This is a genomic window from Caballeronia sp. LZ033, from assembly GCF_031451265.1.
Classification (GTDB): Bacteria; Pseudomonadota; Gammaproteobacteria; order Burkholderiales; family Burkholderiaceae; genus Caballeronia.
The window spans coordinates 668,246-691,844 of the sequence record NZ_JARUXQ010000001.1; the positions used below are offsets into that span (position 1 = coordinate 668,246).

At 64.6% G+C, this 23,599-nt stretch carries 24 protein-coding genes, 1 tRNA gene and 1 pseudogene; 13 read left to right on the forward strand and 13 right to left on the reverse strand.

The window, feature by feature from the left end; translation table 11 throughout:
* Positions 1-11 precede the first annotated feature (11 nt).
* The 3 genes from QCE62_RS03135 (at position 12) to nadC (ending at position 3,326) form a co-directional block, all read left to right on the forward strand.
* Positions 12-1,208 (forward strand): acyl-CoA desaturase, encoded by a 1,197-nt coding sequence (locus tag QCE62_RS03135; RefSeq protein WP_309914203.1) that lies wholly within the window; start codon positions 12-14, stop codon positions 1,206-1,208.
* Positions 1,209-1,326: 118 nt separating this feature from the next.
* Entirely contained in the window at positions 1,327-2,454 is a 1,128-nt protein-coding gene (gene nadA / locus QCE62_RS03140) for a quinolinate synthase NadA (RefSeq protein WP_309914205.1), read from the forward strand.
* The gene (nadC, locus tag QCE62_RS03145; protein WP_309914207.1) at positions 2,454-3,326 is read left to right on the forward strand and encodes a carboxylating nicotinate-nucleotide diphosphorylase; all 873 of its coding nucleotides are present in this window, start codon (positions 2,454-2,456) and stop codon (positions 3,324-3,326) included. Before nadA ends, nadC begins: the two co-directional genes overlap by 1 nt.
* Here nadC and nadB read toward each other — a convergent pair.
* The 4 genes from nadB to radC all read right to left on the reverse strand — a co-directional run bounded on the left by nadB (position 3,323) and on the right by radC (position 6,578).
* On the reverse strand, positions 3,323-4,921 hold the full coding sequence (gene nadB, locus QCE62_RS03150) for an L-aspartate oxidase (protein WP_309914209.1): 1,599 nt from the start codon (positions 4,919-4,921) through the stop codon (positions 3,323-3,325). The two genes, nadC and nadB, sit on opposite strands and share 4 nt — an antisense overlap.
* Positions 4,922-5,114: 193 nt before the next feature.
* Positions 5,115-5,282: a 50S ribosomal protein L33 gene (gene rpmG / locus QCE62_RS03155; protein WP_006478046.1), complete on the reverse strand. Its 168-nt coding sequence runs from the start codon at positions 5,280-5,282 to the stop codon at positions 5,115-5,117.
* Positions 5,283-5,293: 11 nt separating this feature from the next.
* The gene (gene rpmB / locus QCE62_RS03160; protein WP_008351171.1) at positions 5,294-5,527 is read right to left on the reverse strand and encodes a 50S ribosomal protein L28; all 234 of its coding nucleotides are present in this window, start codon (positions 5,525-5,527) and stop codon (positions 5,294-5,296) included.
* Positions 5,528-5,798: 271 nt separating this feature from the next.
* On the reverse strand, positions 5,799-6,578 hold the full coding sequence (gene radC, locus QCE62_RS03165; RefSeq protein WP_409017777.1) for a RadC family protein: 780 nt from the start codon (positions 6,576-6,578) through the stop codon (positions 5,799-5,801).
* Positions 6,579-6,872: 294 nt separating this feature from the next.
* On the opposite strand from radC, the gene QCE62_RS03170 reads away from it, so the two are divergent.
* From QCE62_RS03170 to QCE62_RS03200, 7 genes are all read left to right on the forward strand, one after another.
* Positions 6,873-7,328: a peptidylprolyl isomerase gene (locus QCE62_RS03170; protein ID WP_309830868.1), complete on the forward strand. Its 456-nt coding sequence runs from the start codon at positions 6,873-6,875 to the stop codon at positions 7,326-7,328.
* 3 nt (positions 7,329-7,331) lie between these two features.
* Entirely contained in the window at positions 7,332-8,300 is a 969-nt protein-coding gene (gene ispH / locus QCE62_RS03175; RefSeq protein WP_309914212.1) for a 4-hydroxy-3-methylbut-2-enyl diphosphate reductase, read from the forward strand.
* Positions 8,301-8,730: 430 nt separating this feature from the next.
* Entirely contained in the window at positions 8,731-9,948 is a 1,218-nt protein-coding gene (locus tag QCE62_RS03180) for a branched-chain amino acid ABC transporter substrate-binding protein (protein ID WP_309914215.1), read from the forward strand.
* Positions 9,949-10,173: 225 nt separating this feature from the next.
* Complete coding sequence (locus tag QCE62_RS03185) at positions 10,174-11,124, forward strand: branched-chain amino acid ABC transporter permease (protein ID WP_309914216.1); 951 nt, start codon at positions 10,174-10,176, stop codon at positions 11,122-11,124.
* Between the two features lie 24 nt (positions 11,125-11,148).
* Positions 11,149-12,318, forward strand: coding sequence for an ABC transporter permease subunit (locus QCE62_RS03190; RefSeq protein ID WP_309914218.1), 1,170 nt, complete (start codon positions 11,149-11,151; stop codon positions 12,316-12,318).
* A 15-nt stretch (positions 12,319-12,333) separates the two neighbouring features.
* Positions 12,334-13,110: an ABC transporter ATP-binding protein gene (locus QCE62_RS03195; protein ID WP_309914219.1), complete on the forward strand. Its 777-nt coding sequence runs from the start codon at positions 12,334-12,336 to the stop codon at positions 13,108-13,110.
* A gap of 18 nt (positions 13,111-13,128) precedes the next feature.
* Positions 13,129-13,833 (forward strand): ABC transporter ATP-binding protein, encoded by a 705-nt coding sequence (locus QCE62_RS03200; RefSeq protein ID WP_404984706.1) that lies wholly within the window; start codon positions 13,129-13,131, stop codon positions 13,831-13,833.
* A 54-nt stretch (positions 13,834-13,887) separates the two neighbouring features.
* On the opposite strand, the gene QCE62_RS03205 is transcribed toward QCE62_RS03200, so the two are convergent.
* The 3 genes from QCE62_RS03205 to QCE62_RS03215 form a co-directional block, all read right to left on the reverse strand.
* Complete coding sequence (locus QCE62_RS03205; protein ID WP_309914221.1) at positions 13,888-14,310, reverse strand: GNAT family acetyltransferase; 423 nt, start codon at positions 14,308-14,310, stop codon at positions 13,888-13,890.
* The gene (locus tag QCE62_RS03210) at positions 14,307-15,491 is read right to left on the reverse strand and encodes an acetylornithine transaminase (RefSeq protein WP_309914224.1); all 1,185 of its coding nucleotides are present in this window, start codon (positions 15,489-15,491) and stop codon (positions 14,307-14,309) included. Before QCE62_RS03210 ends, QCE62_RS03205 begins: the two co-directional genes overlap by 4 nt.
* 287 nt (positions 15,492-15,778) lie before the next feature.
* Entirely contained in the window at positions 15,779-16,810 is a 1,032-nt protein-coding gene (locus QCE62_RS03215) for a CDP-6-deoxy-delta-3,4-glucoseen reductase (RefSeq protein WP_309914227.1), read from the reverse strand.
* Between the two features lie 84 nt (positions 16,811-16,894).
* Between QCE62_RS03215 and QCE62_RS03220 the strand changes: the two genes are divergently transcribed.
* A complete protein-coding gene (locus QCE62_RS03220; protein WP_309914231.1) occupies positions 16,895-17,914 on the forward strand; it encodes an NAD-dependent epimerase/dehydratase family protein in 1,020 nt (339 codons plus the stop codon).
* Positions 17,915-17,927: 13 nt separating this feature from the next.
* Here the strand turns inward: QCE62_RS03220 and QCE62_RS03225 are convergent, their stop codons facing one another.
* The 5 genes and pseudogenes from QCE62_RS03225 to QCE62_RS03245 form a co-directional block, all read right to left on the reverse strand.
* A complete protein-coding gene (locus QCE62_RS03225) occupies positions 17,928-18,092 on the reverse strand; it encodes a hypothetical protein (protein ID WP_309919895.1) in 165 nt (54 codons plus the stop codon).
* A gap of 117 nt (positions 18,093-18,209) precedes the next feature.
* Positions 18,210-19,073: an alpha/beta hydrolase gene (locus QCE62_RS03230; RefSeq protein WP_309914234.1), complete on the reverse strand. Its 864-nt coding sequence runs from the start codon at positions 19,071-19,073 to the stop codon at positions 18,210-18,212.
* Positions 19,074-19,157: 84 nt separating this feature from the next.
* Positions 19,158-19,880 (reverse strand): 16S rRNA pseudouridine(516) synthase, encoded by a 723-nt coding sequence (locus tag QCE62_RS03235; RefSeq protein WP_309914237.1) that lies wholly within the window; start codon positions 19,878-19,880, stop codon positions 19,158-19,160.
* A 111-nt stretch (positions 19,881-19,991) separates the two neighbouring features.
* Positions 19,992-20,267 (reverse strand): annotated as a pseudogene (locus QCE62_RS03240) (TIGR03118 family protein); the annotation flags it as partial.
* A 122-nt stretch (positions 20,268-20,389) separates the two neighbouring features.
* Positions 20,390-22,297, reverse strand: a complete 1,908-nt coding sequence (locus tag QCE62_RS03245) for a hypothetical protein (RefSeq protein ID WP_309914240.1) — start codon at positions 22,295-22,297, stop codon at positions 20,390-20,392.
* A gap of 331 nt (positions 22,298-22,628) precedes the next feature.
* On the opposite strand from QCE62_RS03245, the gene QCE62_RS03250 reads away from it, so the two are divergent.
* Complete coding sequence (locus tag QCE62_RS03250; protein WP_309914241.1) at positions 22,629-23,057, forward strand: hypothetical protein; 429 nt, start codon at positions 22,629-22,631, stop codon at positions 23,055-23,057.
* A complete protein-coding gene (locus QCE62_RS03255; protein WP_309914243.1) occupies positions 23,051-23,257 on the forward strand; it encodes a hypothetical protein in 207 nt (68 codons plus the stop codon). The genes QCE62_RS03250 and QCE62_RS03255 overlap by 7 nt, the downstream gene beginning before the upstream one ends.
* 143 nt (positions 23,258-23,400) lie before the next feature.
* On the opposite strand, the gene QCE62_RS03260 is transcribed toward QCE62_RS03255, so the two are convergent.
* A tRNA-Leu gene (locus QCE62_RS03260) sits at positions 23,401-23,485 on the reverse strand.
* Positions 23,486-23,599 lie beyond the last annotated feature (114 nt).

Here is a 23,599-nt window from a genome sequence, read left to right on the forward strand (position 1 = left end):
GGTAAATTGCCTTGCTGAATTCTTCCCTCGATTTTCTCGCCAACGGATTGCTGGACTTCTCCTGGTGGCAGATTCTGTTGTTCACGCTGGTGATGACGCACATCACCATTGTGGGCGTCACGGTCTATCTGCACCGCTGCCAGGCGCACCGCGCGCTGGACCTGCATCCCGCCGCGAGCCACTTCTTCCGTGCCTGGCTGTGGATGACCACAGGCATGCTCACCGGCCAATGGGCCGCCATTCACCGCAAGCACCACGCGAAGTGCGAGACCGAAGAAGATCCGCACAGCCCGCAGACGCGCGGCATCTGGAAGGTGCTGCTCGAAGGCGCCGAACTGTATCGCACCGAGGCCAAGAACGAAGAAACGATGCGCAAGTTCAGCCACGGCACGCCGAACGACTGGCTCGAGCGCAATCTGTACACGCGTTATCCGATTCTCGGCATCAGCGTCATGATGGTGATCGACGTCGCGCTGTTCGGGATCGTCGGGCTGTCGGTGTGGGCCGTGCAGATGATCTGGATCCCCTTCTGGGCAGCCGGCGTCGTCAACGGTCTCGCGCACTTCTGGGGTTATCGCAATTTCAATTCGTCGGATGCGTCCACCAACATCTTCCCGATCGGCATCCTGATCGGCGGCGAGGAGCTGCATAACAACCATCACACCTTTGCCACGTCGGCGAAGCTCTCGAGCAAGTGGTACGAATTCGACATCGGCTGGATGTATATCCGCATCATGTCGGCGCTGCGTCTCGCCAAGGTCAAGAAGGTTGCGCCCACGCCGAAGCTCGCCGCAAGCAAGGCCGTGGTCGACCAGGACACGCTGCAGGCGGTGCTGTCGAACCGTTATGAAGTGATGGCGCGTTATGGCAAGGCGCTCAAGCGCGCGTACGCGCAGGAACTCGCCAAGCTGAAGGAAGCCGGCGCGCGCGAGAAGTATCAGCTGATGCGCGGCGCCCGCAAGTGGTTCCACAAGGAAGAAGATGGCCTGAACGAGCCGCAGCTCAAGCAGCTTCCGGAGCTGACCTCGGACAATCAGCGCCTGCGCACCTTCATCGAATTGCGCAAGGATCTCTCGGCCATCTGGGATCGCTCGAACGCTTCCCGCGAACAGCTCGTGACCCAGTTGCAGGACTGGTGCCATCGCGCGGAAGAGAGCGGCATCAAGGCTCTGCAAGACTTCGCGCTGCGCCTGCGCCGCTACGCCTGACGCGCGTTATCCGTTAAAATTCCGTGACGTCACATGACCCCGCTCTGGCGGGGTCTTTGTTTTTGTGCGGTCGGATTTGCAGCGAATCGTGCAGCCGTTGCGCGTGGGGATCGGAGACATGGAAGCGATCAGAAGCATCGAGTATGACCGGCCGCAAGGCCTGACCTGCGGTGTGGGCGAAGCTTGGGCGCGGGTGGCCGAAGCGCCGTCGCCGGAAGAAAGGCGCCGCTTGAAGGAACGCATTCGCGCCCTCCTGAAGCGGGAAGAAGCGGTGCTGGTGGCGCACTATTATGTCGACGCCGAACTCCAGGAACTCGCTGACGAAACCGGCGGTTGCGTCGCCGATTCACTCGAAATGGCGCGCTTCGGGCGCGATCATGCGGCGAAGACGCTGGTGGTCGCGGGCGTGCGCTTCATGGGCGAGACCGCCAAGATCCTGAGCCCGGACAAGCGCGTGCTGATGCCGGATCTCGACGCCACCTGTTCCCTCGACCTCGGCTGTCCCGCCGATGAATTCTCCGCCTTCTGCGACGCCCATCCGGACCGCACCGTCGTCGTCTATGCGAACACCAGCGCCGCGGTGAAAGCGCGCGCGGACTGGATGGTGACTTCGTCGATCGGGCTCGAAATCGTCGCCGACCTTCACGCGCGCGGCGAAAAGATCCTTTGGGCGCCGGACCGCCATCTGGGCGGTTACATCCAGAAGAAGACGGGCGCGGACATGCTGCTGTGGCAGGGCTCGTGTCTGGTCCACGACGAGTTCAAGGGCATCGAACTGGATCTGCTGCGCCGCGAGTATCCGGACGCGAAGATCCTCGTGCATCCCGAATCGCCGGATGGCGTCGTGGCGCTCGCGGACGTCGTCGGCTCGACCACGCAGCTGATCGACGCCGCCGTGCGTATGGACGCGCAGCGTTTCATCGTCGCGACGGATCTCGGCATCCTGCACAAGATGCGACTGGCCGCGCCGGGCAAGACCTTCATCGAAGCGCCCACTGCCGGCAACAGCGCCACCTGCAAGAGCTGCGCGCACTGCCCGTGGATGGCGATGAACGGCCTGGCGAATCTCGCCGATGTCCTCGAACGCGGTCACAACGAGATTCACGTCGATGCGGCCATCGGCGTGCGCGCGCGCGTGCCGATCGACCGCATGCTCGACTTCGCGGCGCGCCACAAGAAGCGCGTGCAGGCCAGCGGCGACCTCGCGAAAGACGCGTCGCTGTTCACCCAGGTAGGAGCTGCCTGATGTCCGTGTCCCCGATCTTCGAAGAAATCCGCGCGCAGTACGGCGAGGTGTTACAGGCGGCGCTGGCCCGCAATGTCGTCGATGCGCTGGAGGAGGACGTCGGCAGCGGCGATCACACCGGCCGTCTCGTGCCGGCCGGCGCGCGCCGCACGGCACGCATCATCGTGCGTGAGGACGCGGTGTTGTGCGGCGTGCCCTGGTTCGACGAAGTGATGCGCCGCGTCGATCCGGCCATCGAGGTCGAATGGCAGTATCGCGAAGGCGAACGGATGGCGGCGAACACGCCGGTCGTCCTGCTGCATGGCGCGGCGCGCTCGCTGCTGACCGCCGAGCGCAACGGTCTCAACTTTCTGCAACTGCTGTCGGGCGTGGCGACGGCGACGAGCCGTTACGTCGATGCCATCGCGGGCACGCGCGCACGCATTCTCGACACGCGCAAGACGCTGCCGGGCCTGCGGCTCGCGCAGAAATACGCGGTGCGCGTGGGCGGCGGCGCGAATCAGCGGCTCGCGCTGTACGACGGCATTCTGATCAAGGAAAACCACATCGCGGCGGCGGGCGGCGTGGGCGCGGCGATGGACGCGGCGCTCGCGCTGCAGGCCGGCGTGCCGATCCAGATCGAAGTGGAAACGCTGGAGCAGCTCGAGACGGCGCTGGCGCATCGCGCGGAATCGATCCTGCTCGACAACTTCACGCTCGACGCCATGCGCGACGCCGTGCGCATCACGGCCGGGCGCGCGCTGCTGGAAGTGTCGGGCGGGGTGAACTTCGAGACGGTGCGCGCGATTGCCGAAACGGGCGTCGACCGTATTTCCATCGGCGCGCTCACGAAGGACGTGCGCGCAGCCGATTTCTCCATGCGCCTCGTTTAAAGACTCGTGCGGCGGGCGGCCGGCGGCGTGAGCACGGTCGGCAGCGCCTTCGGCAGCGTTTCCGGCCAGTCGCGGCTGTAGTGCAGGCCGCGGCTCTCGCGTCGCGAACACGCGCTTTCCACGATCAACGACGCCACGTCCACCAGGTTGCGCAGTTCCAGCAAGTCGCGGCTCACCTTGAAGTTCGCGTAATACTCGTGGATCTCGTCGCGCAGCAGGGCAATGCGATGCTGCGCGCGTGCCAGACGCTTGTCCGTGCGCACGATGCCGACGTAATTCCACATCAGGCGCCGCAATTCGTCCCAGTTGTGCGCGACGACCACTTCCTCGTCCGGGTCCGACACGCGGCTCTCGTCCCAGTCGGGCAGTTCGGCGTGACAGCCGTTGGAAAAGCCGTCGGCTTCGATGGCCTGCGCCGCCGCGCGGCCCACCACGAGACACTCGAGCAGCGAATTGCTCGCCAGCCGGTTCGCGCCGTGCAGGCCCGTGTACGAGGTTTCGCCGACCGCATAGAGCCCCGGCCGGTCGGTGCGCCCCGCGAGATCGGTCACGACGCCGCCGCAGGTGTAATGCGCGGCAGGCACGACGGGAATCGGCTCCTTGGCGATATCGATTCCGAATTCCTGGCAGCGCGCGAGGATCGTCGGGAAATGCTCTTCGAGGAAGGCGCGCGGCTGATGGCTGATGTCGAGATAGACGCAATCGATGCCGCGCTTCTTGATTTCGAAGTCGATTGCACGCGCGACGATATCGCGCGGCGCGAGCTCGGCGCGCTCGTCGTGGGCCGGCATGAAGCGCGTGCCGTCCGGCAGCCGCAGGATGCCGCCTTCGCCGCGCACGGCTTCGGAGATCAGGAACGACTTGGCGTACGGATGGAAGAGGCAAGTCGGATGGAACTGGATGAACTCCATGTTCGCAACGCGACAGCCCGCGCGCCATGCCATCGCGATGCCGTCGCCGGTGGCGGTGTCCGGATTGGTCGTGTAGAGATAGACCTTGCCCGCGCCGCCGGCGGCGAGCACCGTGTGCGGCGCCTGCAGGGTCACGGTGCGGCCGGTGTTCACGTCCAGCGCGTACAGGCCGTGGCAGCGATGCCCGGGAAGGCCGAGCCGGTCGGACGTGATCAGGTCGATCGCGTGATGATCTTCGAGAACGGTGATGTTCGGATGGCGCCGCACGCGTTCGCCGAGTGTGGTGACGACGGCGTGGCCGGTGGCGTCGGCGGCGTGGATGATGCGGCGATGGCTGTGGCCGCCTTCGCGCGTCAGATGGAAGCCGAGTTCCGCGGACAGGTCGCGGGTGAAGGGCACGCCTTCCTCGATCAGCCATTCGATCGCCGCGCGCCCGTTCTCGACGATGAAGCGGGTAGCGGCTTCGTCGCACAGGCCGCCGCCGGCGATGAGCGTGTCGCCGACGTGTTCGTCGACGCTATCGCCCGAATCGAGCACCGCCGCGATGCCGCCTTGCGCCCAGTCGCTCGCGCCCACGTTCGCCGCGCGCTTGGCGAGGATCGCGACGCGCCGCGTTTCGGCCAGATTCAACGCGACGCTCAGGCCCGCGAGTCCGCTCCCTACGATCACTACATCGAAATTCATGCTGCCGCTTCTCCGTCCGATTACTGGTCGCCGATCGATAGCCGGGAAGCATAGCGCGCGGGAAGAATGAGGGACAGCGAAAACCCGCGTACGAGTGTGTGAAAAACGGATGAAAAGCAGGCGTCAGAACGACAAAAAGCCCCGCGATGGCGGGGCTTTCCGGTGTCTTCGTTCAGGCTCTCAACATCAAGATTTACTTGATCTTGGTTTCCTTGTACTCAACGTGCTTGCGGACGACGGGATCGAACTTCTTGATCGCCATCTTTTCCGGCATGTTGCGCTTGTTCTTGGTCGTCGTGTAGAAGTGACCCGTGCCTGCGGTCGATTCCAGCTTGATCTTGTCGCGTGCGCCCTTGGCCATGTGCGTGCTCCTTAGATTTCACCGCGTGCGCGCAGGTCTGCGAGCACGGCGTCAATACCGTTCTTGTCGATCAGGCGCAGACCGGCGTTCGAGACGCGCAGACGGACCCAGCGATTTTCGCTTTCAACGAAGAAACGGCGGTTCTGCAGGTTCGGCAGGAAACGACGCTTGGTCTTGTTGTTTGCGTGGGAAACGTTGTTGCCCGACATCGGGCCTTTCCCAGTTACTTGGCATACGCGTGCCATGAGGACACTCCTAATACACGTTAAGTCTGAGTCGAACGCCCGATTGATAATGGGTTTCGAGGAAACTGTTTCCTCTTCTTCCTCTACCTCTCGATGCCTCTGATCGCCCGATTTGCCCATCGGGGATTTGGCAGCACGGTTATGCCAATGAGGACTGCGCTCAGTTCACCGTTACTCAGAACAGGCTGGTGGAAAAAAGCAAACGAGGATTCTAGCAGAAAAAACGCTGCATTATCAAACCTTTTGGACTCGCCGGCGCGGTGAAGCGCCGTCACAGCCAGCCGTGGCGCGCGAACGAAAGCACTTCGTTGGTCGCGACCACGAGATGATCGAGCAGGCGCACGTCGACCAGGGCGAGCGCGTCGTGCAGCGTGCGGGTCAGGGCGCGGTCGTTGGCGCTGGGCTCGACGCCGCCGGACGGGTGATTATGCGCGACGATCAGGCCCGCGGCGTTGAGCGTCAGCGCCCGCCGCACGATCTCGCGCGGATACACCGCGACACGCGTGAGCGAACCGCGCGCCGATTCCTCGGCGAGCAGCAGCTTATGGCGCGCATCCAGATAGAGGCAGACGAAGACTTCGTAAGGCTTCGTGCCGATGGACAGCCGCAGGTAATCCTCGACGATGCCCGGCGAATTCAGCACTTCGCGCTCGCGGGTTCGCTCCGCCAGCGCCCGGCGGCACAGTTCGGAGACCGCGAGCAGCGTGGCGGCGCGTGCCGGCCCGATGCCTCGCTCCTCGCAGAGTTCGTCGGCGGACGCGTCCAGCACGCCGCGCAGCGAACCGAAGCGGCGCAGGAGCCGGCGGGCGAGATCGATGGCAGTCGATCCCGGCACGCCGGAACGCAGGAACAATGCGAACAATTCCGCGTCCGACAGCGAGGTCGGGCCGGCGTCGAGCAGGCGTTCGCGCGGCCGGTCGGCACGGGCCCAGGTGCGAATGGGCGTGACGGCCGGCAGCGGATCGTGCTCCGGCCGGGCTGCTGGCCCCGCTGCTGGCTCCGCTGCTGGCTCCGCCGCTGGTTCCGCTGCTGGCCCGTCTGCCGGCTGCAAGCGAGGCTGCGTGCGGACGAGCCGCAATTTGGCGGCGCTCACCGGAAAACACCGCGTACCGCGACGCCGATGCCGCGGGAACGCCCGGCAAGACCTGTGTCGAGACCTTTTGTCACGCGCGTGAGCGCACGCAAGCCGAAGCCGCGTGACGCGTCCCGACACAACTCTGTCTTACAATGGCGGTTTTGGCGCCCGCAATGCCCCGGCGCCGCGCGGTTCGCCGCTTCGCGCCGGCGTGCCGCCGCAAGCGGGGGCCGCCGTCCGCATCCGACTGAACGGCTAGATCCAATACTCATGAGCATCATCGATATCTCCCAGGTGAAACCCGGTTCGCACGTCACGCTTCATTACCGGCTCGCGCTTGCCGATGGTGCGGACGTCGTCAACACCTTCTCCGACAAGCCCGCCACGCTGCTGCTGGGCGCCGGGCAACTCGCCGAGCCACTGGAAGAGATTTTGCTGGGCCTGAAGGTCGGCCACCATTCGACCTTTCAGCTAGCGCCGGAGCAGGCATTCGGCCCGCGCAATCCGGAACTCGTCCAGTGGGTGTCGCTCGCGACCCTGCGCGAGAACAGCATGATCGGCGAGCATTTTTCGCCCGGCGATCTCGTCGAATTCAACGCGCCCAACGGCGGGCGCTACGCGGGCGTGCTGAAGGAAGTGAGCGAGACGGCCGCGCTGTTCGATTTCAATCACCCGCTGGCGGGCCAGGCGCTCGTCTTCGAAGTGAAAATCATCGGAATCCTGTAAGCCATGAGCCTGACTGAAAGCCTCAACGAAGTTCAGACCGACGTCGAAATCCTGCTCGCGCAGCCGCGCGGCTTCTGCGCGGGCGTGGACCGCGCGATCGAGATCGTCGAGCGCGCCATCAAGCTGTTCGGCGCGCCCATCTACGTGCGCCATGAGATCGTGCACAACGCCTATGTGGTCGCGGATCTGCGCAAGAAGGGCGCGATCTTCATCGAGGATCTCGCCGACGTCCCCGAAGGCGCCACGCTGATCTTCAGCGCGCACGGCGTCTCGAAGGCCGTGCGCGGCGAAGCCGAAGCGCGCGGTCTGCGAGTGTTCGACGCCACCTGTCCCCTCGTCACCAAGGTGCACATGGAAGTGGCGAAGATGCGCCAGGAAGGCTTCGACATCGTGATGATCGGCCACAAGGGGCATCCCGAGGTCGAAGGCACGATGGGGCAGTCCGGCGAGGGCATGCATCTCGTCGAGGATATCGAGGACGTGCGGAAGCTCGAGTTGCCCGATCCGAAGCGCATCGCTTATGTCACGCAGACGACGCTCTCCGTCGACGACGCCTCGGCCATCATCGACGCGCTGAAGAGCAAGTATCCCGACATCAAGGAACCGAAGAAGCAGGACATTTGCTATGCGACGCAGAATCGCCAGGATGCGGTCAAGTTCCTCGCGCCGCAGTGCGATGTCGTGATCGTGGTCGGCAGCCCGAACAGCTCGAATTCCAGCCGTCTGCGCGAAGTGGCCGAGAAGCGCGGCATTCCTTCCTATATGGTCGATTCGCCGACGCAGATCGACCCGGCTTGGGTGGAAGGCAAGAAGCGTATCGGCGTGACGGCGGGCGCGTCGGCGCCGGAAGTGCTGGCGCAGGCGGTGATCGCGCGCTTGCGCGAACTCGGCGTGCGCAGCGTGCGTTCGCTGGAGGGCATCGAGGAAACTATCGCTTTCCCGCTGCCGCGCGGTCTGTCGTTGCCGCAGTAAAGCAGCGAAGCCGAACAAGAAAAAAGCGCCTCCGGGCGCTTTTTTTTCGCGTGCATCAAAGATTGCCAAAGAACACGGAACCCTGCTCGCCGATCTGGAACCAAGCGTAAATTCCTTCTCCGGCCCTGCTGCGGATCTAATGCTTCCTTCTAAATCCCTTAAGGGTTTGCCCGCAGATCCGATAACCGGACGAAGCCATCTTCACCCACTGAAAAACCCCTCGTCGCGTAATGGTGCAACTGCTGCAAAAAATGCAATTGCAACCCGGTTGCGCCATACATGGAAAGTCGCACGCAAGAGGCGGTTGCAATGCTGGAAAACCCCGCCACGCAAGAATATTGCTCGTCTCATATTTAGCGTTACAATGCGCGCGTCTTGAGGCCTAAGAGTTCCGGACCACTGTTTTTTGAAGGCGCGGGAGACCTTATTGATGCGATTCAAGTTTGCTCACGCCGTGTCCATCGCGGCTGCGGTTGCAATGGCAACCGCATGCGGCAAGAAGGACGAAGGCGGGGCGAGCACGGCGGCGTCGGCAGCGAGTGCCGCGGCATTGGCGGCTGCGTCCGCGCCGGCTCCGGCTGAAGCAACTGTCGTGAAGATCGGTCATGTCGCGCCTTTGACGGGATTGCAGGCGCATCTCGGCCGCGACAACGAAAACGGCGCGCGGCTCGCGCTGGAAGAGATCAGCGCACAAGGGCTGACGATCGACGGGCATTCGATTCGCCTCGAACTTGACAGCCAGGATGACGCCGCCGACCCGCGTACGGGCACGGAAGCGGCGCAGAAGCTGGTCGATGACCACGTGGTCGCGGTGATCGGCCATATGAATTCGGGCGTGTCGATTCCGGCGTCGAAGATCTACAGCGATGCCGGCATTGCTCAGATCTCGCCGTCGACGACCAATCCGGAATACACGAAGCAGGGTTACAAGACGACCTTCCGGCTCGTTTCCACCGATGCGCTGCAGGGCCCCGTGCTGGCCGGCTATGCGATGAAGACGCTGCACGCGAAGAAGGTCGTGGTGGTGGACGATGCCTCTGCCTACGGCCGGGGCCTCGCGGACGAATTCGCGAAGACCGTGCAGGCCGGCGGCGTGAAGATCGCGGCGCGCGAGCAGACCACCGAGAAGGCGCGCAATTTCAAGGCGATTCTCACAAAGATCAAGCGCATCCAGCCGGACGTGGTGATGTACGGCGGCATGGACGTGACGGGCGGCCCTTTCGCGAAGGAAGCGGCGGCGCTCGGCATCAAGGCGAAGATTCTGGCGGGCGACGGCGTCTGCACCGACAAGGTGGCCGAGCTCGCGGGCGACGCCGTGCAGAACCTCGTCTGTTCGGAAGCGGGACTCGCGCTTTCGAAGATGGACAAGGGAGCGGATTTCGAAAAGAAGTACGAAGCCCGCTTTCACACCCCGGTGCAGATTTACGCGCCGTTCACGTATGACGCGATGTACGTGATCGTCGACGCAATGAAGCGCGCCAATTCCATCGAAGCGCCCAAGGTGCTCGCGGCGATCGCCACGACCGACTTCAACGGTCTGACGGGGCATATCGCATTCGACGACCGGGGCGACCTGAAGGCGGGGACCATTACGCTTTACGACTTCAAGGACAAGAAGAAAGACGTGCTCGACGTCGTCAAGCAGTAGCAGCAGCAAGCGTGGGCAGTTCCGGCGGCGCTTCACCGACAGCGCCGTTTTTGCATCCGTTCGGGAACGGCTGCCGCCTTATCCGGCCGCGGCTGGACAACCGACCGACCAACCTTTATCGGTTTTTTCAAAGTACGCGCAGTGCCGCTTCAGATTTTGCTTCCCACCGGTTTATCGGCCGGCGATAAAGGCGGAATCGAAACGCACGGGGCTAAGGAGCTTTAAATGGATATTTTCATCCAGCAGATCATCAACGGTCTGGTGCTTGGCAGCGTCTACGCCATCATCGCGCTGGGCTATACGATGGTGTACGGGATTCTCGGCATCATCAACTTCGCGCACGGCGACGTGCTGATGGTCGGCGCGATGGTCGCCTTGTCGGCCATCGGGGTTATGCAGAACCACATGCCCGGCCTGCCCGGACCGATCATGCTGGCCATTGCGCTGGTCGTCGCCGCGGTGGTCTGCGCGCTCGTCGGCTACACCATCGAAAAGGTCGCATACCGGCCGTTGCGCAAGGCGCCGCGTCTCGCGCCGCTGATCACCGCGATCGGCGTCTCGATTCTTCTGCAGACCGTCGCGATGATGATCTGGGGCCGCAATCCGCTGGCCTTCCCGCAGCTCCTCCCGACCGACCCGATCAACGTCATCGCCGCCGACGAAACCCGTCCGGGCGCGGTGATCTCGATGACCGAAATCGTCATCATCGTGACCGCGTTCCTCGTGATGGCGGGCCTGCTGCTCCTCGTGCACAAGACCAAGCTCGGCCGCGCGATGCGCGCGATCGCCGAGAACCCGGGCGTCGCCTCGCTGATGGGCGTAAACCCGAACTTCGTGATCTCCGCGACCTTCATGATCGGCTCGGCGCTGGCGGCGCTGGCGGGCGTGATGATCGCGTCGGAATACGGCAACGCGCACTTCTACATGGGCTTCATTCCCGGCCTGAAGGCGTTCACGGCGGCGGTGCTGGGCGGTATCGGCAACCTCGGCGGCGCGATGGTGGGCGGCGTGCTGCTCGGTCTCATCGAACAGCTGGGCGCCGGCTATATCGGCAATCTGACAGGTGGCGTCTTCGGGTCCAACTACCAGGACGTGTTCGCCTTCATCGTGCTGATCATCGTGCTCGTGTTCCGTCCGTCGGGTCTGCTCGGCGAACGTGTCGCGGACCGCGCTTAACCCTCGTGTGAGGAGCTCAGAAAAATGACTTCGATTCAACCGATTGAGCCGTCCACGACGCTCATCCCCGAGAAGAACACGACGAAGACGCTCGTCGTCGGCATTCTCACCGCCGTATTCGTCATTGCGGCGCCGATGGTGATCGGCGCGGCTGGCGGCAACTACTGGGTCCGCGTGCTCGACTTCGCGATGCTGTACGTGATGCTCGCGTTGGGCCTCAACGTGGTGGTCGGCTTCGCCGGCCTGCTCGACCTGGGCTACATCGCGTTCTATGCGGTCGGCGCGTATGTGGCGGCGTTGCTGTCCTCGCCGCAGCTGACGACCCAATTCGAATGGATCGCGCATCTCGCGCCGAACGGACTGCACGTGCCGTTCCTCATCATCGTGCCCTGCGCGATGGCGCTCGCCGCGACCTTCGGCGTGCTGCTCGGCGCGCCGACACTGCGTCTGCGCGGCGACTATCTCGCGATCGTGACCCTGGGCTTCGGGGAAATCGTCCGGATCTTCATGAACAATCTCGATCGTCCGATCAACATCACGAACGGTCCGAAGGGCATCACGGGCATCGATCCGGTGACGATCGCAGGCTTCAACCTGTCGCAGACACACGAGTTCTTCGGCCTGAAGTTCCCGTCGGTGTACATGTACTACTACCTGTTCGTGATCGGCGCGCTGATCGTGATCTGGGTGTGTACGCGTCTGCAGCACTCGCGCATCGGCCGCGCATGGGCCGCAATCCGCGAAGACGAAATCGCCGCCAAGGCGATGGGCATCAACACCCGTAACGTGAAGCTGCTCGCGTTCGCGATGGGCGCGTCGTTCGGCGGCCTGTCGGGCGCGATGTTCGGCGCGTTCCAGGGCTTCGTGTCGCCGGAATCGTTCACCTTCTGGGAATCGATCGTCGTGCTGGCGTGCGTGGTGCTGGGCGGCATGGGCCACATCCCGGGCGTGATTCTCGGCGCGGTGCTGCTCGCCGTGTTCCCCGAGTTCCTGCGTTCGACCATGGGTCCGTTGCAGAACGCGATCTTCGGTCATCAGATTGTGGATACCGAAGTCATCCGCCAGCTGCTCTACGGCCTGGCGATGGTGTTGATCATGCTGTATCGCTCGGAAGGCCTGTGGCCGGCTGCGAAACACGAAGACAAGATCGCGAAGATCGCGAAGCGCAACGGCAAGAAGCCGGTGCGTGCCTAAGGCGGGGGAAAGAACATGAGCGACAAGCAAACACGACTGTCCGTCACGGGCGTCAACAAGCGCTTCGGCGGCCTGCAGGCGCTGTCCGATGTGCGCCTCCAGATCAAGGAAGGCGAGATCTATGGCCTGATCGGTCCGAACGGCGCGGGCAAGACGACGTTCTTCAACGTCATCACCGGCCTGTACACGCCTGATTCGGGCGAATTCAAGCTCGACGGCCAGGCCTACACGCCGACCGCCGTCTATCAGGTGGCGAAGGCGGGCATCGCGCGGACGTTCCAGAACATCCGTCTGTTCGGCGGCATGACCGCGCTGGAGAACGTGATGGTCGGCCGTCACGTGCGCACCAGGCACGGGCTGATCGGCGCGGTGTTCCAGACGCCGGCCGAGCGCCGTGAAGAGCGCGAGATCAAGGAACGCGCGCTCGAACTGCTCGAGTACGTCGGCGTGCTGCAATACGCGGACTACACGTCGCGCAACCTGTCGTATGGCCACCAGCGCCGTCTGGAGATTGCCCGCGCGCTCGCGACCGATCCGAAGCTGCTCGCGCTCGACGAACCGGCCGCCGGCATGAACGCGACGGAGAAGGTCGAACTGACGCGTCTGCTCGACAAGATCCGCTCGGACGGCAAGACGATTCTTCTCATCGAACACGATGTGAAGCTGGTGATGGGATTGTGCAACCGCATGACGGTGCTCGATTACGGCAAGGTGATCGCCGAGGGTCTGCCGCAGGACGTGCAGAAGGACCCGAAGGTGATCGAGGCATATCTGGGTGCGGGGGTGCACTAAATGGCGACCACAAGCGCGATGTTGAAGGTCAAGGGTCTGCAGGTGAATTACGGCGGCATCCAGGCGGTGAAGGGTGTCGATCTCGAAGTGGGGCAGGGCGAACTGGTTACGCTGATCGGCGCGAACGGCGCGGGCAAGACCACGACGATGAAGGCCATCACGGGTCTCAAGCCTTACTCGGGCGGCGATATCGAGTACATGGGCCAGTCGATCAAGGGCGTGCCGACGCACGAGCTGCTGAAGCGCGGTCTCGCGATGGTGCCGGAAGGCCGCGGCATCTTTGCGCGCATGTCGATTCTCGAGAACATGCAGATGGGCGCCTATCTGCGTAACGATACGGACGCCATCCAGAAGGACACCGAGCGCATGTTCGGCTTCTTCCCGCGGCTGAAGGAACGTGCGTCGCAGTATGCGGGCACGCTCTCGGGCGGCGAACAGCAGATGCTGGCGATGGCCCGCGCGCTGCTCTCGCGTCCGAAGCTGCTGCTGCTGGACGAGCCGTCGATGGGTCTGTCGCCGATCATGGTCGAGAAGATCTTCGAAGTGGTGCGGGAGATCTCGAAGGAAGGCCTGACGGTGCTGCTGGTGGAGCAGAACGCGCGTCTGGCGTTGCAGGCGGCGAACCGCGGCTACGTGATGGATTCGGGTACGGTGACGATGACCGGCGACGCGAAGACCATGCTCGACGATCCGAAGGTGCGCGCCGCGTATCTGGGCGAGTGACGCTTCGTTGCTGAAGAAGAGAAGCCGGCTCTTGCAGTTCAGGGCCGGCTTTTTTCATAACCGCTTGCCCAAGCTCACGACTTCATCCATCCGGTACCCGAGCTTTTCATAGAAGCCGCGCAGGTCGGTCTTGAAGGCCATGATCTGCAGGTTCACCTTCGGACAGCCGAGCGCGCCCAGCGTGTGCTCCACATGCTGCATCAGCGCGCGGCCGAAGCCGCGTCCCTGATGCGCGGGCGCGACCGCCAGCGAATACACCCAGCCGCGATGCCCGTCGTAGCCGCACATGACCGTGCCGATCACCACATCGTCCAGCGTGCCGACGAAGAACAGTTCCGGCTGCGTCTTCAGCTTGTTGTCGATGGAGAGCGCGGGACTGCGCTGCGGGCGCGAGGCGTCCGCGTACTCCGGAAATACCTCGCGCCACAGGGCGATCACGGTCTCGCGATCGCCTGCATCGAACGTGCGGATGATCACAGCGAATCGAGCACCGAGCGCAGCATCGTCATCATCTGGTCAATCTCGTCCTTCGTGACGTTGAGCGCGGGCATGAAGCGCAGCAGATTCGGACGCGCTGCGTTCAGCAGCAGGCCGTCGGGCTGCATCAGGCGCGCCTTGTCGACGATCTGCGGACCCTTGTCGCTGTCGAGCAGCAACGCGCGCAGCAGGCCTTCGCCGCGCTCGCCCTTGAAGCCGCGCTCATCCGACAGCTTCAGCAGTTCCTGCTTCAGGTACTCGCCCTTTTCGCGCACGCCTTCCAGGAAGCCCGGCGCGACGAGTTGCGAGATCACCGAATGGCCGACCGCCGACATCAGCGGATTGCCGTTGTAGGTGCCGCCCTGGTCGCCCGGTTCGAAGCACGCGACGTCGGCCTTCGAGAGCAGCGCTGCGAGCGGCACGCCGCCGCCGATGCCCTTGCCGAGCGTCATGATGTCCGGCTCGATGTCCGACAGTTCGTAGGCGAACAGCGTGCCCGCACGGCCGCAGCCGCTCTGCACTTCATCGACGATCAGCAGCAGGTTGTGCTGCTTCGTCAGCGCGCGCAGCTGCTGCATGAATTCGCGCGTGGCCGGGATCACGCCGCCTTCGCCCTGAATGGGCTCGAGCATCACGGCGACGGTCTTCTCGTTGATGAGCTTCTCGACCGACGCGATGTCGTTCAAATCGGCCTTCGGAAAGCCCGGCACTTGCGGCGCATAGATGGTGTCCCAGCCGGGCTTGCCGCTGGCGGACATGGTGGCGAGCGTGCGGCCGTGGAAGCTGTGATCGAAGGTGATGATCTCGTACGCGCCGTTCTTGAACTTCCTGCCCCACTTGCGCGCGAGCTTGATCGCGCCTTCGTTGGCTTCGGCGCCGCTGTTGGCGAAGAACACCTTGTCGAAGCAGCTGTGCTGGGTGAGCAGGCCCGCGAGCTGGGCCATCGGACCGTTGTAGAAGGCCGGCGACGGATTGATCAGCGTGCGCGCCTGTTTCTCCAGCGCCTCGATCATGCCTTCGTTGCAGTGGCCGAGCGAGTTGACGGCCCAGCCCTGGATGAAGTCGAGATAGCGCTTGCCCGTGTTGTCGTAGAGCCAGGACCCTTTGCCGTGCGTGAACACGATCTCGGGACGGTTCGTGATGTACATCAGCGAATCAACGGGGTACTCATTGAAATTCATGACAGCGGGCTCCACGAAGGCGGGTGCGAGACGAAGAAAAACCGAAAGAAAAGACGGCGCGAAAAAAACAAAAGCCACGGAATTCCGTGGCTTCATTTCGTACGCTTCGAGCAAACCAGACCGAGAGCGCAGATGATTGACGAGCCAGCGGCATCCCTAGGGGAGCGGCGAGCGGCGACGTCGAAGTGCGTTCAGGATTCTGATCATTCGCGAAGGATACGTTATGACGTTCCCGCCTGTAAACCGTGCACGCGGATTTTTTGTCCGCGTGCCGGCGATGCCGCAAGTCAGACGGGATGAGCGAGATCCGCTGCGCTGGTGAACGAGTCCGCGTAGAACTCGTCTTCCGGCAGGCGATGATGCAGCGTGAAATCGCGCTGCGCCGACTCCACCATCACGGGCGCGCCGCACGCGTAGACCTGATAGCCGCTCAAGTCTGGCAGATCCTCGATGACAGCGCGATGAACGAAGCCCGTGCGGCCGTTCCAGTTGTCGCCCGGATCGGGTTCGGAGAGCACCGGGACGAACTTGAAGTTCGGGATCTCGCGCGCCCATTGTTCGGCGAGCGTCATCATGTACAGGTCGCGGGCGCGGCGGCCGCCCCAGTAGAGCGTCATCGGACGGTTCAGGTTCTTGAACGCCGCGTGCTCGATGATCGCCTTGATCGGCGCGAAGCCCGTGCCCGATGCCAGCAGCACGATGGGCTTGTCCGATTCGTCACGCAGGAAGAAGGTGCCGAGCGGGCCTTCGAAACGCAGGATGTCGCGCTCTTTCATTGCACCGAAGACGTGGTCCGTGAAGGTGCCGCCGGGCATGTGGCGGATGTGCAGTTCGAGCGGACCTTCGTGATGCGGCGGGCTCGCCATCGAATAGCTGCGGCGCTTGCCGTCCTTCAGGATGAACTCGATGTATTGCCCCGCGAGATACTGCAGCCGTTCGTTGGCGGGCAACTGCAGTTTCAGTTCGATGACGTCGTCGGCCTTCCGTTCGAGCGCGTTCACGCGGCAGGGCAGCTTCTTCACCTGCACGTCGCCGACGCCCGCCACCTCGCGCACGTCGATCTCGAGGTCCGTTTGCGCCGTCGCGCAGCAGAACAGGGCCATGCCGCGGGTTTTTTCATCGTTCGACAACGCCGACGACGAATGCGGCGCCTGTTCGACTTCGCCGCTCACGACCGCACCCTTGCACGAACCGCACGCACCGTTCTTGCAGCCGTACGGCAGGCCGATGCCCTGGCGCAGCGCGGCCGTCAGGACCGGTTCGTCGGGTTCTACTTGAAACTGCCGGCCGCTTTGCCGGAGCGTTACGTTGAAAGCCATAGATCGATTTCTGCGAGGGGTGAATTGTCTCGTGTGTCCTTGCCGCGCCGCACGCGTGTGGCAGGCGGCGGATAGAATGCCCGGATGATTGCTACTCGAACTCTGCGCCGTGCGCGTGTGCTGATTGTCGGCTGCGGCGATGTCGGCATGCGCACGCTGCCGCTCTTTCACGCGCAGGCTGCGGCGCCGCGCATTCTCGCGCTGACGCATCATCCCGAGCGCGCCGGCGAACTGCGCGCGGCCGGCGCGATGCCGCTGGTCGGCGACCTCGACCGGCGCCGCAGCCTCGGGCGGCTCGCGGGGCTTGCGCGCCGCGTGGTGCATCTGGCGCCGCCGCCGCGCGACGGCGCAACGGACCGCCGCACCCGTGCGCTGATCGCCGCCTTGCGCGCGCCGCGCCGTTCGGTGGCGCGCGGCGGGGGTGGACGCTGGCTGCATGCGGATCGCGCAGGAAAAACCTCGTTCATTGTACCCGAGGGTCTGCGCGCGGCCATGATCCGCAAGGCGCGCCGCGCTGCGCGGCTGCGCTTCGTGTATGCCAGCACGACGGGCGTCTACGGCGATTGCGGCGGCGCGCAGATCGATGAAACCTGGCCTGCGCGACCCGCCAACGAACGCGCGCGGCGACGCGTTTCGGCGGAGCGGCAGTTGCGCGCGGCGGGTGTGCAAAGCGGCTGGCGGGTGTCGATCGTGCGCATTCCCGGCATCTACGCCGCCGATCGCCTGCCGCTTGCGCGCATCGAACGGCGCATGCCCGCGCTGATCGAGCAGGATGATGTCTTCACGAATCACATCCATGCCGACGATCTCGCCGCCATCCTCGTGCGTGCTCTGGCGCGCGGCTGGGCGCAACGGGTGTTCAATGCGTCGGACGACACGGATCTGCGGATGGCGGATTATTTCGACCGCGTCGCCGATACCCACGGCCTGCCACGCGTGCCGCGCATCTCGCGGCAGGAAGCGGAGATGCAACTGGAACCCGTCACACTGTCGTTCATGCGCGAATCACGGCGGCTCGGCAATGCGCGGCTGAAGCGCGAACTGGGCATCGCGTTGCGGCATCCGACCGTCGACGATTTCCTGCGCGCCGAGGCCCGGCGCTAGCGTGTCGCTGGAGTCAGATCAGCGCGGGAAGCGCTTCAAGCAGGACAAAGCACATCAGCGCGCCGATCAGCGCTCCGATCAGATTCGGGGAGTATCGGTGCCGCACGTGCATGACGGCAGCCAATGCCCCGATGAGGACAGCGCCCAGCGCGACGAACGCGATCAGCGCAACAGTCATGTGGGAGACCATGATGCCCTCCTGCTTTTTTGATAGTCATTATTGGTATCCGTAAGACCAGTATAAGAGGGTCGATCGCGGAAGGCATGCTGCGCTGCAGCGCCGGCCTTTCAGTGCTTACACCGATTTGCATGCGCAATGCGTGCGGATAAACGCGGTGACGTCGGCGAGCACCGGCGAATCCGTCTGGCGCGCGGGCGCAAGGGCGTCGATGATCTGCCCGTGGCCATATCCCGCATAGGTTTTCAGCTCGACGGGCACGTCGTGGGTGCGCAATGCGTCGGCGAAACGCAGGCTGTTGGACGGCTCGACCACCGTGTCGGCGGTGCCGGTGGCGAGGAGCATCGGGGGTTCGTTGCCGGAAACGAAGTCGATCGGCAGCGCCTGCGCGCGCAATGCCGCCGGGAAGATGTCCGCCATGTGCGGCTCGCGCGGCGGAATGGCCGAGTACGGCCCGGCCAGCCCGATCATGCCGCTCAGCGAAGCCTTCGAGAGTCCCTGCGCCGCGAGATAGCGCGGATCGGTGGCGATCAGTGCGGCGATGTGCGCGCCCGCCGAGTGCCCCATGACGAAGATGCGCCGCGGGTCGCCGCCGTATTCGCCGGCGTGATCGCGGGCCCAGCGGACGGCGCTGGCGGCGTCATCGACGAAGCCGGGGAAGATGGTCTCCGGATACACGCGATAGTCGGGCGCGATGGCGACGATTCCCTGCATCGCCAGGGTTTCGCCGATACCGCGTGCATCGGCGCGCTGGCCCGCCTGCCAGCTTCCGCCGTAGAAATACACCACGACGGGACGGCCGGCGCCGCTGCGGAGGTCCGGCGCGTAGACATCGAGGCGCTGGCGCGGCGCCGCGCCATAGGCGAGCCCGTCAGCGCGCTCGTCTTCCTGCGCGTCGGCTGCGGACGCGCCGGTGCCGAGGCCGGCCGCGAGCGCGGCGAGCGAGAGCGACATGAACCGCCGTCTGGCCAGAATGGGCATGGTGTGTCCTCGCGATTCGATTGCCGGGAGAATCAGAGCGAACCACGGCAGCACGTAACAGACGAGGAGCGGCTGACCGTGAATTCAGGACGTCTTCAGCGGGTCGACGCGCAGGGCGGCCAGGTCGGCGTCTTCAAGCCAGCGCCAGGCGCCTTCCGCGAGTGTCGACGGCAAAGCATAACCGCCCACCCTTTCGCGGTGCAGTTTCTCGACCCGGTTGCCCGCGGCCGCCACCATGCGCTTCACCTGGTGATACTTGCCTTCGAGCACGGTGAGTTCCAGCAGCCGCTCGTCGCGCCGGACGGCTGCCAGCGCCGGGCTCGGCCGGGTCTCGCCGTGCAGCAGCACACCTTCGCGCAGTTTCGTGAGCTGCAGGTCGTCGAGCGGATAACGCAGCGTCGCCAGGTAGACCTTTGGCACCTTGCGTTTCGGCGACGTGAACGCATGCACGAACGGGCCGTCATCGGAGAGCAGCAGCAGGCCGGTCGTGTCCTGATCCAGCCGGCCGACCGCCTGCACGCCGCGTTCGGCGAACTGCGCCGGCAGCAGGTGGAAGATGCTCAGATGATGTTGCGGATCGCGCGAGCATTCGTAGCCCGCGGGCTTGTTGAGCGCGATATAGGCTTTCTCGCGATAGATCCAGCGCTCTGCATCGACTTCGAATGCGAGCCCGGGTGTGGCGGGGAGTTCGTCGCGCGGATCGTCGCGCACCACGCCGCCGATGCGCACGCGGCCTTCGGCCACGATGCCGCGGCACTGGCGGCGCGACCCGAAGCCTTGGGAAAAGAGGAGGGTTTCGAGGTCCATCGGATGAGCTGAGTTGAAGCGCGCATTCTAGCAAGGCGCGCTTTCGTTCAGTCCGGGTGGGGCGCGGGACGGAAAGCGCCGTCCCCCGGCGGGACGGCGCAAGGGCAGTTACTGGACGACGCCGTTGCCATCATAAAGCGTGGCCGTCTGCGTGCCGTTGTTGGCGACCCAGACGAAGCCGTTCGGATTGAACGCGACGCCCCAGCTGTTTTTCAGATTCGGATCGGCGTGCGGCGCGGCGATGGCGCCGTCTGACACGACGATCGACGCCTTGAAGCGAGTGGGTGCCGGCATGTTGTCGTCGGACCCGCCGCACGAGACTAGGGCCGTCAGCATGACGAGCCCCGTCGCGCACACGGCGATACGACTCCGCAATCCGTTCAGCATGATGGTGACTCCTTCGGCATGACGCCGTCAGTGGTTTCGTCACCTTCAAACGGATGAGCGCGAAGCGCTATTCCGGCGTTGTGGTTCGCAATCGGCGCGTCGTCCGACCCGCGCGGCGCGGATCAGTGAGCGTCGCCACGTCCTTTCGATACCGTCGGCACGCCCCAGCCGAACAGCGTCAGATGCGTGTCGGTGGCGATTGGCGCGGCGGCGCGGTGGGCGCCGACGCTCCAGCGGCCGTCGAAGGTCATGGCGGGAACGACCGGCTTCGGGATGCCGCTGGCCTGCTGGAAGTACTCCGTATTGCTCTCGTTCTGCACCGCGAGCGCGCGCCGCAGACTGGCCTGCGCCTGCCCGTTGCGCGGATCGAGCGACACGGCGCGGCGCGCGTTGCGCAGCGCGCACGACGGTTCCTTGTTGGCAGCGCAGGTGCGCGCGGTCGCGATGGCGCTGTCGCGTGCGCGTTCCTGACGCGACAGGTCGGCCGAGAGTTGCTGGATCTCGGGACTGCGCGGCTGGTTCGCGTCGAGGGTGCGCAGATGCTTGCGCGCTGAGGCGAGATCGCGGCTGGCGAGCGCTTGCTGCACCGCGATGATATTGCGCGCGATGGACGGCGATGGAGCCGACGCGACGGGCTTCGCGGGTTGCGCGGGCGGGGTCTGGGCGGCGATCGAGGGCGCTTTGGGTGGAGTGGCTTCGGGTTGGGTCGGGCCGGCGGGGCGGGCGGTGAGGGTGGCGGTGTTCGGCGCTTTCGCCGCGTTCACGATGGGCGCCTGCTTTGGCGCTGCCGTGGCTGCGGTCGTGGTCGTGGTCGTGGTCGTCGCGGGCGTGACCGGACCGCTTGCCGAAGTGTTTGTGCCGGGCCGCAGGGTTAAGGCCGCGACTTCCCGAGGCGCTGGGCGCGCGGTGTTGGTCGTGTCGGACGATGGGTTTGTTGCTGCAATTGCGGGCGCGACCGGCGTTGACAGCGGCTTCGCGGCGGCAACTTGTTGAGGCGACGGACGCGCGGCACTGGTTGTGCCGGGAGTGCCCGGCGCACTTGCCGACGCGTTCGCGCCGGGCACCGACTTCGCTGCTGCAACCTGTTGAGTCGACGGACGCGCCGCGCTCATTGCGCCGGCCGACGGCTTTGTCACAGGCTCGCCTGCTGACGTCGTGGTCGATGCGATGACAGCCCCGACCGGCGCACTTGCCGCAGCGGTCGCGCCGACCGGCGGCTTCACGGCCGCAACTTCCCGGAGCGAAGAACCGGCTGCGCTTGCCATAACTGACGACGCGCCGCCTGCAGTCAGCGCCGCCGGCGCGCTTGCGGCCGTCGCTGCAACGGCTACCTCGCTGCGCGCCATCGCCGACGGCACCGAGTTGCGCGCCACGGCCGTCGGTGCAAATGCGGCCTGTCCCGGAGTCTTTCCAGCCTGTGCGAGCGCCTGCGTCGTGTCCGATTTTCGCGTAGCCGGCGGGCGGCTCGCTGTCGCCTGAGCCGCGGAGGCCGCCGGCACAGACGCCGGCGTCGAATCGGATCGGGAGCGGGACAGCGAAGCTTGCCGGGCGTCGCCAGCCCGGTCCGTTACCGGATTGCCGGAGTGAATCGTTCCCGCGGCGCTGAGCGTCGGGCGGGCTTGCGCCGGATCGGCGTCATCGTCCGAATGGACATACCAATATCCTCCGGCCGCCAGTCCGGCCACGACGCCGCCGACCAGCACCGCCATGCTCGTCCGCGCGGGCTTGCGAGCCGAGGTGCGCGGCTCGTCGCCCGGCTCGGCGACGCTCGGATAGGACGTCACCATCTTGCGGCGCACGGCGCGCTTGAGCCAGTGCGTGTCGCGCAGGTCGACGATATCGAGCTGTCCGGGCGAGTCCGCGGGCTCGTCCGTGGCGGCGGCCGGCGCGGTTTCGGCGGCGGAAGTGAAGATCGCTCCCTGGCGATCGGCGCCGCACTGCGGGCACATGTCCTCGTCGGCACGCGAGAGGGTGTTGCAGCGAAGGCAGATGACGGAGTCGAGCGACAGCGAGTATTCGGTTCGATTCATGCCGCACCCCTGTTCGAATGTGGGTTCGATGCGTCGCGCGAGCGAGCCACGACATCGGCAGGTCCTGAGCAACCCGAATTCCGGGTGCCGCGCGGGCGGGCATCCTCGACATGCCCCGCGCGCGAAGGCTTCCTGACGCCTGGTGAAGGCCGCTCGAAAGCTCATTGTTTCGATCGCTGCAATGACCGTCTACGCGATTGCGCACATTTGTATGGCGATGGACCTAGGGGAAACACGCAAGACAGGAGTCGTGCCGAACCGATTGGCCATCTGGACGACTGTCGGAACCATGGGCGACGCATGACACTTCCTCATCGGACATGACGGGGTAATGAAGATGAGCACGGACGGTTTGAACATGGCAGCGCGACCGCTGCTCGTTGGCTTGCCCTTCTTCATGGGCGCGATCGAATACCTGCTGCGGGTGGCCCTGAAGCAGCCTGGCCAGAATGACTTCTTTCCCATCTCGCGGGTGGCTTCGGGCGTCAGTCCGAACGTCGGGTTGACAAGCCTGAGCGGGATGCCTGGTCCGGATTCCGGACGAACGTCAGACGCACTCGTCAGGCGCGCCATCGTTGTCGCCAATCTGGGAGTTTTCGCGTCTCTGTTTGACGTACTGCTGTGGAGGTACTTGCTCGTGGCCTCGTTTAGTCAGGAGGTCAGAGAAATCCTGCTCGTGCGGCCTTGGCGGAAATCTACGGCCTACTACGTACTGTCATTCGCCTTGAGCGAATTCAAAGCAAGGAACACAACATGTTGAACATCGCGCTGGGCTTCTTCCGGGAATATGCGCCAGTCATCTTTGGCTGCGCCTTCATGCAGTTCTGCGTGCCGGGACGGGTGGACTGGCTTTCTCGCATCGTGTTTCCGGACGAGCCCAACGCCGCGGCGAAGGGGCAAGCCATCGAGGGGTGTCATTGCGTCCTCAATGAGGTCTTCGCGAGGCGCTGCACCGGGTGAGGGAGCGCTCGAACGCTGATGCGTGGTCATCGAGACGGAGTCGTCTGCCATAGCGGGCTCGGTCTGCTGTCTCGAAATGGTCTTGAACCCGAGGCTCAATGCAAAAAGCCGGTCCCAAGAGGAGCGGCTTTTTGCAGGATTCGTGGTGCCCAGGGCCGGAATCGAACCGGCACGCCTTGCGGCGGGGGATTTTGAGTCCCCTGCGTCTACCAATTTCACCACCTGGGCTTGCGTCGGACTTCGTCAGCCTTGAACGCCTCACGGAACTTCAACGCGAACGCAGGCCAATCGAGTCGGCGATTATGACCGAAAACACCGTCGCGGGCAAGCAGGATCGGCGCT